This window comes from uncultured Ruminococcus sp. (assembly GCA_902785355.1).
In the GTDB taxonomy this organism is placed as follows: domain Bacteria; phylum Bacillota; class Clostridia; order Oscillospirales; family Acutalibacteraceae; genus Ruminococcoides.
Window position 1 is genome coordinate 19,648 of the sequence record CACZYF010000029.1, and the last position, 13,823, is coordinate 33,470.

Sequence of the window (13,823 nt, forward strand, 5' to 3'; positions counted from 1 at the left end):
TTTTTAAAATCACTATAGAAGGGTGAGGGCGAAGCCCTCCCATCACTATTCACCATTCACCATTCACCAATACTCAGGAGGAATTGACATGATTGATTTTACCGTCAACAAAGAAGGCTTACGGCACAATATCGAGAAAGCGCGTGAGAACGGCATCATCATCCCTACCATCAGGCAGATGCAGAATCCCGAGCTCATCCCCGAGAATATCCGCGAGAAGCTGAAGAAGACCGGACTCTGGGACGTCGACCCGGTCAACCTGTTCCGTATCACCTGGAAGAACGAGCCTAAGGAGAGCGGAGGACTCTTCCGCAAGAGCCCGAACGTCATCGAGCTGCCCTCCGCCCTTACCGGCGTGAAGGCACGTATCTTCGCGATGGTCGGCAAGTGGTTCCCCACGGGCTGCCATAAGGTCGGCGCGTCTTTCGGATGCCTCGCGCCCCGTCTGGTGACCGGTCAGTTCGATACGACCGTACATAAGGCGGTGTGGCCGTCTACCGGCAACTACTGCCGCGGCGGCGCGTTCAACTCGAAGCTCCTGTCCTGTGACAGTATCGCGATCCTCCCCGCCGAGATGAGCCGCGAACGCTTTGAGTGGCTCAGCAAGATCGCCGGCGAGGTCATCGCGACCCCCGGCTGTGAGAGTAATGTAAAAGAGATCTTCGATAAGACGTGGGAGCTGCGTCAGCGCCCCGACGTCATGATCTTCAACCAGTTTGAAGAGATGGGCAATCCGCTGTGGCACTACAACGTCACCGGCTACGCCTTGAAGGACGCCTTCGAGGCGATCAAGAGCGAGGGCGACCGCTTCGCAGGCGCATGCTTCACCTCCGGCTCGGCGGGTACCATGAGCGCCGGCGATTATCTGAAGGAGCAGTATCCCGGCTTGAAGCTCGCTGTCGGCGAGGCGCTCCAGTGCTCGACCATTCTCGACAACGGCTTCGGCGGCCATCGTATCGAGGGTATCGGCGACAAGCATATCCCGTGGATCCATAACGTCAAAAACACCGATATGGTCATCGATATCGACGACGAGGACAGCCAGCGCCTGCTGCGCCTGTTCAATACCGACGCGGGTAAGCAGTACCTGATCAAGACCGTCGGTCTGGACGCCGAGTTCGTCGAGACCCTCTCCTACCTCGGCATCAGCGGCATCGCCAACGTCCTCTGCTGTATCAAGATGGCGAAGTACTACGAGCTGACCGAGCACGATATCGTCGGCACCGTACTGACCGACAGCGCCGTGATGTATCAGAGCCGTATCGAGGAGCTCTCCGAGATGTACGGCGACTACTCCGAGACCGCCGCGGAGCTCGACCACAACCTGCATATCCTCGCCCTCAAGGACGACAACATGCTCGAGCTCGGCTATAAGGATCGCAAGCGTATCCATAACCTCAAGTACTATACCTGGATTGAACAGCAGGGCAGGACGGTCGAGGAGCTCGACGCGCTGTGGTACGATTCCGAGGGTACCTGGGACGCCGTGCATAAGCAGGCGGCTCAGCTCGACGAGTATATCGAGGCATTCAACAGGGAAGTACAAAAAGGCTCCCTTTCCTAAGGGAAGCAAGAAAAAGGAGCATACCATGAGCAAAACTGCTGAATTTGCCGCCAAGCTGCGCGGCTTGCATATCGAGAACATGTACGAGAACGACTTCTTCCTGACATGGGACAAGACCGACGACGAGATCGCCGCGGTCTTTGCGGTCGCCGACGCCCTCCGCGACCTCAGGGAGAGGAATATTTCCACGAAAATCTTTGATTCGGGCTTAGGAATCAACAACTTCCGCGACAATTCCACCCGTACCCGCTTCTCCTTCGCCTCCGCCTGCAATCTGCTGGGTCTGGAGGTACAGGATCTGGACGAGGGCAAGAGCCAGATTGCTCACGGCGAGACCGTCCGCGAGACCGCGAACATGATCAGCTTCATGGCTGACGTCGTCGGCATTCGCGACGATATGTACATCGGTAAGGGTCATACTTACCAGAAGAAGGTCAGCGACGCGCTGAAGGAGGGCTTCGAGGACGGCGTTCTGGAGCAGAAGCCGACGCTCGTGAATCTGCAGTGCGACATCGACCATCCGACCCAGACCCTCGCCGACCTCGACCACGTCATCCACTACTTCGGCGGCGTCGAGAATCTCAAGGGCAAGAAGGTCGCCATGACTTGGGCGTATTCGCCGAGCTACGGCAAGCCGCTGTCCGTCCCCCAGGGCGTGATCGGTCTGTTCACCCGCTTCGGGATGGACGTCGTGCTCGCTCACCCCGAGGGCTACGACGTGATGCCCGAGGTCGAGGCGATCGCCCGTGAGAACGCCGCGAAGAACGGCGGCAGCTTTAAAAAGACCAACGATATGAAAGAGGCGTTCCGCGACGCCGATATCGTCTATCCCAAGAGCTGGGCGTCCTTCTCGGCGATGGAGAGGCGCACCGACCTCTACGGCAAGGGCGATTTCGACGGCATCGATAAACTGGAGCAAGAGCTCCTCGCCGAGAACGCGCTCCACAAGGACTGGGAGTGTACCGAGGAGATGATGTCGCTGACGAAGGACGGCAAGGCGCTGTATCTGCACTGTCTGCCCGCCGATATCACCGACGTTTCCTGCAAGGCGGGCGAGGTCGCCGCGAGCGTGTTCGACCGTTACCGCGCGCCGCTGTATAAGGAGGCTTCCTACAAGCCATACGTCATCGCGGCGATGATCTTCCTCGCGAAGGTCAAGGATCCCGCAAAGGCGCTGGAGGAGCTGGAAGCGAGAGCACGGAGCAGAAAAGAGTATTGATTTGGTGAATGGTGAATGAATAATGGTGAATGGCGTCGGGAAACGCTGACGTGTTTTTGATTTTCATAATCGGGTGAGGGCGGCAGCTCTCCATCAACCATTCACTATTCACCCGAAGGGTATTCAGATTATGAAACGAAAAATAGTCGTCGCCTTAGGCGGGAACGCCCTGGGCAAAAGCTTAACCGAACAGCTCGCGGCGGTCAAGACGACTGCCCGCGCGATCGCCGACCTGATCGAGGACGGCAACGAGGTCGTCATCACCCACGGCAACGGCCCTCAGGTGGGGCGGATCGACAGCGCGATGGCGGCATTGTGCCGCGAGGACAGCGCTGTCGAGCGCACGCCGCTGTCGATGTGCGTGGCGATGAGCCAGGCGTATATCGGCTACGATATCCAGAACGCCCTGCGCGAGGAGCTGCTCTCCCGCGGGATCCGCAAGCCCGTCGCGACCATCGTGACCCAGGTGCTGGTCGACGGCGATGATCCCGCCCTGCTGAATCCGACCAAGCCCATCGGCAAGTTCATGACCGCCGAGCAGGCGGAGGCTGAGCATGAGAAGCTCGGCTTCACCATGCGTGAGGACGCGGGCCGCGGCTGGCGCAGGGTCGTGCCCTCTCCCGAGCCGAAGAAGATCGTCGAGCTCGACGCGATTCGCGCGTCTGTGGAGGACGGCTCCGTCGTTATCTGCTGCGGAGGCGGCGGCATCCCCGTGAAGAAGGTCGGAAACTTCCATAAGGGCGTCGGCGCGGTGATCGACAAGGATAATGTCTCCGCTCTGCTCGCCGATAACCTGAACGCCGATATTCTGATGATCCTGACCGCGGTCGATAAGGTGAAGATCAATTACGGTACGCCCAAAGAACTCTCGCTCGACAGTATGACCCTCGAGGACGTGCGCCGCTATATCGCCGAGGGACAGTTCGCCCCCGGCAGCATGCTCCCCAAGGTCGAGGCGGCGGCGCGGTTTGTCGCGGGCGGCTACGGCAGAGTCGCCGTGATCGCTGAGCTTTTACAGGCGGGCGACGCCGTGAAGGGCAAGGCAGGCACCGTGATCTTCGGTGACTGAGTATTGATAACGTTATGTAAGGCTCCCGTGATCGGGAGCCTTTTTGCATTATCCGAACCCGCATAAATACTGGATTCCTACCGAGAGTAGAGAGCCTTTTCTACCCTCGGGATAGTTTGTTTTTCGGCGAGAGAATCAATGTGAGGGACGTGTAGAGAGGGTTTCGAGCTTTGTAGATTGAGTTTTCCGCCTCACATGAGTATAGTTAAATTAACAAGGCGGTACTGCTGAACTTCTAACCGATCATCCGAGTTTTGCGATGTTAGCTTTGCCGCCGAATATTCGGAGGAATGAACCATGAGCTTTAAGATTCTGACCGATACATCGGCTAATTTACCTACCGCTCTGTTACAGGAGCACCATATCAGCATTATCCCCTTCCACTACTCCATCGGCGACAAGCAGTATTCCTGCCTGAACACCGAGGGCTTTGACGGCAAGAAGTTCTACAAGGCGATGCGCCTCGGCGCGGATATCAAGACCTCCGCCATCAACCCCCAGTGCTTCGTCGATTTCTTTGAGGGCTTTTTACTCAAGGGCGAGGATATCCTCTTCATCAGCATGTCGTCCGGCATCAGCAGCTCGTACCACTACTCGGAGGTGGCGGTAAAGGAGCTGGAGGAGAAGTACCCCGACCGCAAGATCAGGACGATCGACACCCTCGGTGCTTCGCTGGGCGAGGGTATCTTTGTACTCAGGGCGATCGAGTACCGCGAGCAGGGCATGTCGATCGACGAGACATACAACCGTATTCAAAAGGAGAAGGCGTGCATGTATCAGGTCTTTACCGTTGACGACCTGATGTATCTGAAGAAAACCGGCCGCCTGACCGGTTCGGCGGCGATCATCGGCAACATGCTGCAGGTCAAGCCGCTCTTAAAGGGCAACGAGAACGGCGAGATCGTCAACTTCTCCAAGGTCATCGGCAGAAAGAAGGCGATCGACGGCATGGCGCAGCGCTACAACATGCTGGTTCAAAATCCCGGGGAACAGGTCGTGGGTATCGCCCACGCCGACTGTGAGGATGACGCGAATCACCTGATCAGCCTTTTGAATAAGAAGAAGCCGCCGAAGGAGATACTGACCGTGATGTACGAGCCCGTGACCGGCTCTCACGTAGGCCCCGGTACGCTGGCGCTCTTCTTCCTCGGTGACGATAAAGTCAGATTCAGATAACATACGGCGGGGCGGCACGTACCGTCCCGCGTTTTTTGCTGTTATAGCTGATACCGTAAGAGTGCAGTATTTTTATTGTAAAAGTGCAAAATCACTTGACAATTAACCTTAACTATGATACACTATTACTTGCTTTATGGAGAGATGTCCGAGTGGTTTAAGGAGCTAGTCTTGAAAACTAGTGATCCCGCAAGGGACCAAGGGTTCGAATCCCTTTCTCTCCGCCAATTGAATAATAAAGTTATGAACTTTACATACATGGAGGATTACTCAAGTGGTGAAGAGGCTCCCCTGCTAAGGGAGTAGGTCGCTAACGCGGCGCGAGAGTTCGAATCTCTTGTCCTCCGTTCGAATCTCTTGTCCTCCGCCAGAAAAAGGTCTGACGCTTTTGCGTCGGACCTTTTTCTCTTGCCGTGGGAAAGATTCGAGCCGAGAGCCGCGTTCTACGCGGCGTGAGCATTACTGCCGAGCGCGTCCGGTGGACGATAAAGCGAGAGCAGTAATGGTGCAGCGGTCGAAGAAGCCGAGCGAAAGCGAAGGCTGATTCGGAAACCGCAAACTGAGCGAATCTCTTGTCCTCCGCCAAACCCTGAAGGTCTCGAAAATGGCTTTTTAAGCCGTTTTCGGGACTTTTTCTTTGCGAAAAAAGATCCGAACTCTCGTCGTGCTCATAGTCTTGCTCATAATTTCAATTTTACTCTCCTTTCTTTGCGTTCTCAATAGTATTATAGAAGATACAAAGAACTAGGAAGGGGTAAAAGAACGTAATGGGAGAATAAGTATAAAAGAAAAAACTTGCCCTACCGATACTCTTGTGTATCGGTAGGACAAGTTTCTCTATTGATTAGCAATATAACTACATTATTTTGCAAAAATCACGTCATTATCTATTATTTGTAATGCTTGCTGCTCCATCTTGTATGCCTCGTATCGCTTCTCGTTGGCTTCAAGAGCAAGGTCATTGATTTGCCGCTGAATGTCCTTGTTTTTCAGAAGTGGGAAAGGAATACTGCTCACATGCGTATCGTCGATTTCATCCACAACAGAGCCATAAGTGTAATGCGTAATCAACTTATGCCCATAATCAGATTTAAGAAAGACACTCAAATATCCTGCAATATTCTTTTCAACAGGAACAATTCGAATTATATGATCCGAGGGAATCCAATGTTCCCAATGTTTAGGAACAAGAACAACTTTTCCTATTGTGCCACTTCTCGTAACCAGAATAGTATTCTGAGCAACTTCAAGTTTTTTCATCAACTTCTTGTGCTTTGTTCTGGAAAGATACTTTTTCCCCGATGGATCAAGTTCATTGATTTGTTTACCACCAATCAAAACACTTCCATAACCTTCTTCAACATACACTCTGGCAAATCTCGGAGGTAAAAGCACATCTTTGCTCACGCGACTATCACCGACAGTCGTAACTTCAGCTGCATATTTCTTCATGTGTTCAACAATCGCATCCACGATAGGAACATGATACGAAGCATCAACACGACCCGCCATCTGACTCAGCTTGACGCTGAATGTATCCACGCCTACATTTTTCTTGTAAAGTGCAACATCAAAATCGTGGATGTCTGGCAACTGAAGCTCATTTATCAACAAAGAAGTTGCCTCATCAATTAAAGCGTTAGATTCATCACGTAACTCGTAAGAACCAACAATCAAATCATTGATACGTTTCTTAATTTCAACAGGCGCATCAGGGATAGGCACTGTAGTAAGATGTTCTGGCTCAATGTGTGTAATAACAGCGCCATAACTGTTCGTAAGCAGTATTTTATTTCCTGTTGCGCTCTTCAGATATGCATAGATATATCCTGCATCATACGGTACTTTACAATCTATTCTCAGAAGATCATGACTAAAAATCCGATTGTCTAATGTCTTTGAAACAAAAGAAACCTTACCAATAGTCCCCGAACAAGTCATAAGAACCTGTCCAGCATGAACACGCAAAGCATCAATATCCGTCTGTGTTTTATGAGATAAATACCCATCAGGAGTAGGATATATATCTGTAATTGAAGACGGCTGATAAATGGGAAGGTCGGACTTTTCAAGCCAAATACGCTTAAATCGCCCGCATACATATGAATCGGCAAAACCATTCTCACCGCCGACCATCTTCACAGGATACTTCCCGTGTTCAACAGCAGCACGAGCGTGTTTAGCATCTACGTCAAACACGCTAGCCTCTAAACGCTTACCTCTGGAAACAACATCCGACAGTGTTACAGTGCAGAATTTTAGCGGTGACTCTGCCACTTCAACTTTTTGCACAACATCCTCTTGTAAGGCATATGCTACATTTCCGCTTACCATGCCAATCCCTCCTGTGCTTTCCACTCAGCAAAGATTGCAGGAACATCAGGTGTCTGGTCATCTTCAACCTTAACCTTCTGCTCATGGGCGACCGTTTTGGTTCCCTCACCTGTCTCACCCAAAACGAGAACGTTGTTCTTATCAGGAACAAGAATTTCATTGCCTTCTTTGTCACGCTTGAATAATGGATTGCCGCGCTTATCATGACCAATCTTTTCAACCATTGCCATGAAAATATTATAATCCGCCATCTGTCCGCTCTTTTCCTCAGCATCCTTTTGGGCTTGAGTTTTCTTCTGAAGGAACAGTACGGATGTCTGCGTTCCGTTACGAGGCTGGAACGTATCTTGATGCAAGTCAACGCTCGCTACAATACGATGATTCTGAATTAACCACTCCCTGATATAACCAAGTCCAGGAGAACCGAGAATAGAATCTGGAAGGACAATACCCAGACGACCGCCAGGAACAAGGAACTGTGTGCAGCGTTCAATAAATAGAATTTCTGGTGGAACAGAAGACTGAAGTCGCTCCGTCATCGTCCAAGTTCCATTCTTCTTATCATTCTCCCAAATATGAGCAAGGTCAAATTGTTCCAAAATGCTCTTGTCCTTAATAGGAATCTTGCTACCAAACGGGGGATTGGTAACAATCACATCAAAGAACTCAATCGACTTATGATTTCTGATAGAAGATTTCTGAACGCCAAGTGCTTCCGCAAGTCGCGTTCTGAACTCGTCGCTCCATTCGTGAGGCGGAAGCAAAGAGTTTGTCTGAAGAATATTTCCGCTACCGTCATTATTCATGACCATGTTCATCTTCGTTGCTTTCACAAGGTCAGGGTTAATATCAAAACCGAAGAAATAAGTACCCGCAACTTCTGAAATCTTATCTTGATACGCTCTAATCGTATCTGCATCCCAGTCCTTCTTCGGCACACCAAGTTCGGCAACGAAATTCTTTTCAATCTGGTCAATAACGTGTGTCATCGCGGTCACAACGAAACCGCCCGTGCCGCACGAAGTATCAACGACACGTTCGTTCAACTTCGGGTTAATCATCTCGACCGTCATCTTCATGACATTACGAGGCGTAAAAAATTCGCCGCGATCCCCGCGCAGATTCGCGCCAACAATCTCTTCATAGGCTTTGCCTTTAATATCAATGTTTGTATTCAGTAGACTATAACGCTGAAGTTCACTGACAATATAGGCAAGACTACGAGGAGTAAGTTTAATCTCATCGTTTGCATCAAAAATCTTACCATGACGTTTTTTTACACGCTTGAAAATCTTCGATATACGCTTCTTGACGGTCAACTGACCATCAGGATTAGAGCGCTCATCCGATGTTGTATAGAACTCCAAAGGATTAGGAATATTTCTCTCGTCCTCAATCTTACAGAAGATAACTTTCAGCAATTCAAAGAAAGCTGGCTGTTTCTGCATACCGTCATTCACATAGATGTGGTTATGACAGGTCTTAAACACAAACAGAAGGTTATCATCTGAAGCATTCTTTAGGCTCTTCCTGGATGGACGGTTAACAACATCCAGATTGCCATCAGCGGACGGAATATCATTATATTCCATAAACCCGATATTACCAGATTCATCAACTGTCTTACGGAATACGAACTTCTGAATACTGTTTGTCCACATACCCCATTCACAGTTGGGGCAAACCGACATATAAGACTGTAACTGTCCGATGCCATCCTTTGCATTACGGGCATCCACAGTCTCTTTCTTGCACTCAATAATTATTTTAATGTTGCCTTGTGTCTGATTATCTACATCTTTGTCCCAAATAACAATATCTGCACGTGGTTTTCTTGAGCCAATCTGAAGAGTATATTCAATCTTCACTTGAAAAGGAATATACTTATGCTCATTCACAAGACGCTTTTCAATCGTTTGACGAACATATTCTTCTGGCGTATCTTTACGGAACTTTCCGTCAATATAATCACATATTTTACCATCGGGGATAACGACAACTTTTTGATCAACCATTTTCCTTAACTCCTTATAAAACGCTTTATATCAACTGAAAGTGCCTAAACATAATTATTATAGCATCTTCCTTTGCGTTTGTACAGCCTTGTTGTTTAGATTTTTTGCATTGAGAAGCCGAGTATAACACGTTTAATAAAAATGACCCACGATCGTTTGATCTGGGTCATCATCGTAATTCATCAGCTTATCATCGAACTGCTCAATTACACTTATTTTGTTCTACTGTTGGTGCTTAATCATATTCTTGCTCATAACTTGCTCATAATTTTATGAGTAAAAATGAAGTAAACTGAAACGATTTGAAATGCTAATTTTTCAAAAACGGCTTGATTATGCGGTTTTTGCACCAAACTGAAATAAAATGACAGGCTGTTTGGATTATTTCGAATCTCTTGTCCTCCGCCAGAAAACAGGCTTACGCATCGGCGTGAGCCTGTTTTCTCTTGCCGTGGGAAAGATTCGAGCCGAGAGCCGCGAACACTTGTGTCGCGCGGCGTGAGCGTTTTGACCGAGCGCTTCCGGCGGATGAAGATGGGTATTTTCACTTTATTGTCCGTTTTTGTAAACCATAAAAAGAATATTTGTCGAATTACTTCATCTATCATTAATCATAATAAAAATGATAGATGAATTGATTTTTGATAGATGAAGTGGTATAATATCATCATCAATGACCGGATGGTGATATGATGCAGAAATATCCTTTTCAGATTACGTATCAAAACAATCTATTCCTCTCTGGCGATAGAGCAGAACACCTTGACGCTCGATCAAGTCACCGCTGTTATCTCCGGCAAGCGAGTCCTTGCGCCGCCGAAAGATATCGCAGAGGTGCAGAACGCGTATGAGATCTATGACCGCCTTGATACGCTGGATCCTTACTCCGTGGACGATCTTTTGCTTGCTCACGAGGTAATGACACGCGGATTGGTCAATGAATCGGGAGAGTTTCGCTCCGGCTCCGTCGGCGTCGTCGATAACCACGGCAATGTGCTTCATGTCGGTACACTTCCGGCGTATGTCCCCGGGTTAGTCTCGGAGTTGCTTGACTGGGTCAAAAATGATCCGCGCCATATCCTGATCAAAAGCTGTGTGTTCCATTATGAATTTGAGCTGATCCATCCCTTTGCGGACGGTAACGGCAGGATCGGCAGACTGTGGCATACGCTCCTGCTGTCAAAATGGAACCCGATCTTTGCGTGGCTCCCTATCGAGTCGATGATACATGACAGGCAGGAGGAATACTACCGCGCCTTCAATGCCGCGAATGTTGCCGTAGACTCAACCGTATTCGTCACCTTTATGTTGGAGGCGATCCGTGATACGATGCTCGAAGTGATCGACGGTTCTGTTTCTGTGAAACACAGCAAGTCGGAGAAAGCGGCTGCTCGGGAAAATACCGTGATGAATTATCTGCACGAGAATGGCGAGATAACTAACAGCGACGTTCGCGAACTTTTGAATGTTTCTGTTGCGACCGCAAATCGAATCCTCAACACGATGGTAGAAAAGGGATTGATCATCCGCTTCCGCAGTGGCAGGTCATGGGCATACCGTAAACGATAAAGAGATCAAGAAGTCAATAAGTACAGAGGGCGGTCGAAGGGTCATCTATCCTGATCACTTCTTGCTTTAGGTAAACGACGACGTTGTTCTTTTTTTCGTTGAACAGTGAACTGATACGCTCAATGAATCGTTGGACTACATCAGGGAAATGTTCTATCCCTCGCAAGAACGGACGGCACTTCTCTGTCAGCTTATCATAGCGCTCTTGCAATCGATTGAAAGCACTTCGGTATTGATTCGCTTGATCCTGTAAGTGTTTTGCCTTTTTGCGAAGATCATGGATTTTTACTCTGCTTGTTATTCCTTCTTTAGCGAGCGCAATCAGCTGACCGTAATCATCTTTCGTAACAGAATAATTGCCGGTAAGAGGATTCTTCTTGCCGGCAGTTTCAATTTCCTGAAAAGTTTTTGAGATACCCTTTACAGGTTCATATTCTATTTTAGCTTTCTGAATATTGCTTTCGATTTTAGCGAGGCGTTCTTTATCCATGTTGATCTGGTGTTGCAAAGAGGTCAGATGTTCCGCGGTGCTGCCCTCTCTGCCACGGTCAAAGCCCGTGAATCCGTGATCGGTCATATGTCGGAAGAATTCATCCTGTAAGATACTGTAGGACGGTCGGAACTTCGGCTTGCCGTTCTTTCGCATGACCGTCTCACCGCTTTTGGTCAATAGCGGCTCGCGAGATTCCCACTTCTTTGAGTGGCTGATCTGCCGGATGACCTCTTTGACTGTTCCGACCAACGTAGGATCTTTACACCGTTTGCTCCATCGGATCTCTTTCTCAACCACCGGCAGGGCGATCAGATGCATATGGTAGTGATAGACCGGATGTCCCAGCTCGTCGCTGACAGCCTTGTTGATCTCATCCGCGTGCATAACGGCAGAAATGATATTTTCCTCACCGTATTTTTCACAGGCATAACGGTATGCCTCGGCAAAGAATTCTTTTGCGTATTCATAGCCGCCGTGCTCCTCAAAGTACATGGTGTTCACATCGAAGATGATTTCGTCGAACAGCACCGCGTCAGCTCTCAGCCCACGGCGTGAGACCTTACCCTCAGCCTCCATATCTTTGAGAATCTGCATATAGGCTTTATCCCCGGGACTCTTGAAATGAACGTTCATCGGGATCCTTTCGGGTACAACATTGATGTTGCTGTAGTCGCTGTTCTTTCTTTCGTTATGCTTTTCTGCCGCGCTGATTTTAGCAGCCGTATAGGTCTGCACTCTGGCACAGCTCATATTGATTTTTGTTTTAGATATGTGATTTCACTCCATTCATTTTGTATAAATGCGCATGTATGGTAGCCTTATACAAGATTCGTTGAATCTGTATAACCCACTATGACACTTTCAGCGCTGCTGTAAAGATGTCGTGGGCAAGGGCTTTCCTCCCTTGACCCTCCGCTCAGTTTGTTTTGAATTCCGGGTCTGTATAAGATGCTTTGTTGTGCTTTTTTTGATTGGCTGTCGGCAAAGTCCAGTACCAGATCATACCTTCCTTTACGGACACAACGCCTGCGTTTTTCTTTGCCTTTTTGATCGTCGATTTCTTGAAGCCTTTGTCTCTCAGAAATCCCTCGCACGCAGTAGCATTCAGCTTACCGGCTTTCATCAAATCCAAGATGAAGGCTGTAGCCGCTTCACACTCAGCGCTCGGTCTGCCGAGCTTCGGAGCGATTGAGGAAAAGGCTTGCTCCGCTGTCATCTCGATCTCGTCAATGAAGGCGATTCCTTTTTCTCCGACCTCAAAGAGGATCGCCGAGCCTGTCGGTGCAAGATTGGATTTCACCTGTACCATCACGCGCTCGTTCGGATTCTCTTTATTCGGCGTTCTTGTGATCGCCAGAATACTTCGAGCGACGCCGGCAATATCTATCGAGCCGGACGTCCTATAGAGAGGAGAAGTCTCCCGCATTTTGTTCATGTGAGCAATGACCACGATCGCGCAGCCTGTATCTTTAGCTACCGCAATCAGGTGATTGAACTTGCTGCGCATTTCATTGGCAGCGTTCAGAGAACAGCCTTCGCCGATATACGAACTCAGAGGGTCGAGGATCAATAACCTTGCTCCCGACTTTTCGATAGCTGATCGGATACGGTCATCATCGAAGGTTAGGCTTTTCTCAGTCTCACGGATGAACAGCAGCTTATCCCGGTCGCCGTCTGAGGCAATAAAGCGTGGGACTACAGTATCGTCCGCGTCATCCTCGGTCGTCTGATAAATGACCGTCATGGGTTCGTGTGTTTCTTCGTCATCGGCAAAAGGAAATGGCTTGCCCTTTGAGGCAAGAGCCGACAGCGCCAGCATCAGCTGACTTTTGCCGTCGCCCGGATCACCCTGTAACAGCGTGACCTTGCCGAATGGAATGTACGGGTACCATAGCCATTCCACTGACTTCGGCGTGATCTCGCTCGCCTTGACGAGCTCCAGTTCTGTCTTCTGTTCTTCCATAGTTTGATTTTGTCTCAATACTTCTTTCTCCTTTTTGATAAATATAGCGGACATTCGATGACAATAGCACGAAAGCTTTGTTTGCAGTCGTGCTCGCATTTGCGACACAGTGTGTTATACGTTCTGCGTCCTTTGTCGTTCAGAAAGAACGACCATTCCAACTTTTGCTTTTTTGACATTCGCGGCATTCAGCCACCTCCTGAAAATGTGCTCGACCTCTCGGTCGGCGTTTTATATTACCCAAAAACGCGCAATAAAATAACGCCTAAAACCTCTCTGAATTGTATCGTTTCGGAGCGGTTTTAAGCGTTTTTCTTTGTCCTGTTAGCGCCCGGTAGAAACGACCAAATCGGGCTCAGCAAAAATCGCCAAAAACGGTTCAGAAGAAAGCGCCAAACGACGATGTGTATAATCGAAATAA

10 protein-coding genes and 2 tRNA genes are annotated in these 13,823 nt (G+C 49.2%); 7 read left to right on the forward strand and 5 right to left on the reverse strand.

Annotated elements, in window-relative coordinates:
* The first annotated feature begins 88 nt into the window (after positions 1-88).
* The 6 genes from R2I50_RS07595 (at position 89) to R2I50_RS07620 (ending at position 5,375) form a co-directional block, all read left to right on the forward strand.
* Positions 89-1,564, forward strand: a complete 1,476-nt coding sequence (locus tag R2I50_RS07595; RefSeq protein ID WP_316608548.1) for a pyridoxal-5-phosphate-dependent protein subunit beta — start codon at positions 89-91, stop codon at positions 1,562-1,564.
* Between the two features lie 25 nt (positions 1,565-1,589).
* Positions 1,590-2,783 carry a knotted carbamoyltransferase YgeW gene (ygeW, locus tag R2I50_RS07600; protein ID WP_316608549.1) on the forward strand — a complete coding sequence of 398 codons (1,194 nt, stop codon included), beginning with the start codon at positions 1,590-1,592 and terminating at the stop codon, positions 2,781-2,783.
* Between the two features lie 130 nt (positions 2,784-2,913).
* Positions 2,914-3,852, forward strand: a complete 939-nt coding sequence (gene arcC, locus R2I50_RS07605; protein ID WP_399552858.1) for a carbamate kinase — start codon at positions 2,914-2,916, stop codon at positions 3,850-3,852.
* A gap of 297 nt (positions 3,853-4,149) precedes the next feature.
* Positions 4,150-5,028, forward strand: a complete 879-nt coding sequence (locus R2I50_RS07610; RefSeq protein ID WP_316608550.1) for a DegV family protein — start codon at positions 4,150-4,152, stop codon at positions 5,026-5,028.
* Positions 5,029-5,166: 138 nt separating this feature from the next.
* A tRNA-Ser gene (locus R2I50_RS07615) sits at positions 5,167-5,255 on the forward strand.
* Between the two features lie 33 nt (positions 5,256-5,288).
* Positions 5,289-5,375, forward strand: a tRNA-Ser gene (locus R2I50_RS07620).
* 514 nt (positions 5,376-5,889) lie between these two features.
* Here R2I50_RS07620 and R2I50_RS07625 read toward each other — a convergent pair.
* The 3 genes from R2I50_RS07625 to R2I50_RS07635 form a co-directional block, all read right to left on the reverse strand.
* A complete protein-coding gene (locus R2I50_RS07625; RefSeq protein ID WP_316608551.1) occupies positions 5,890-7,362 on the reverse strand; it encodes a restriction endonuclease subunit S in 1,473 nt (490 codons plus the stop codon).
* Complete coding sequence (locus tag R2I50_RS07630; RefSeq protein WP_316608552.1) at positions 7,356-9,377, reverse strand: N-6 DNA methylase; 2,022 nt, start codon at positions 9,375-9,377, stop codon at positions 7,356-7,358. Before R2I50_RS07630 ends, R2I50_RS07625 begins: the two co-directional genes overlap by 7 nt.
* Positions 9,378-9,628: 251 nt before the next feature.
* Entirely contained in the window at positions 9,629-9,925 is a 297-nt protein-coding gene (locus R2I50_RS07635) for a hypothetical protein (RefSeq protein ID WP_316608553.1), read from the reverse strand.
* A gap of 214 nt (positions 9,926-10,139) precedes the next feature.
* Between R2I50_RS07635 and R2I50_RS07640 the strand changes: the two genes are divergently transcribed.
* On the forward strand, positions 10,140-10,946 hold the full coding sequence (locus R2I50_RS07640) for a Fic family protein (RefSeq protein ID WP_316608554.1): 807 nt from the start codon (positions 10,140-10,142) through the stop codon (positions 10,944-10,946).
* A 13-nt stretch (positions 10,947-10,959) separates the two neighbouring features.
* On the opposite strand, the gene R2I50_RS07645 is transcribed toward R2I50_RS07640, so the two are convergent.
* Positions 10,960-12,189 carry a plasmid recombination protein gene (locus R2I50_RS07645; protein ID WP_316608555.1) on the reverse strand — a complete coding sequence of 410 codons (1,230 nt, stop codon included), beginning with the start codon at positions 12,187-12,189 and terminating at the stop codon, positions 10,960-10,962.
* Positions 12,190-12,355: 166 nt separating this feature from the next.
* A complete protein-coding gene (locus R2I50_RS07650; RefSeq protein ID WP_399552859.1) occupies positions 12,356-13,420 on the reverse strand; it encodes an AAA family ATPase in 1,065 nt (354 codons plus the stop codon).
* Positions 13,421-13,823: the final 403 nt, after the last annotated feature.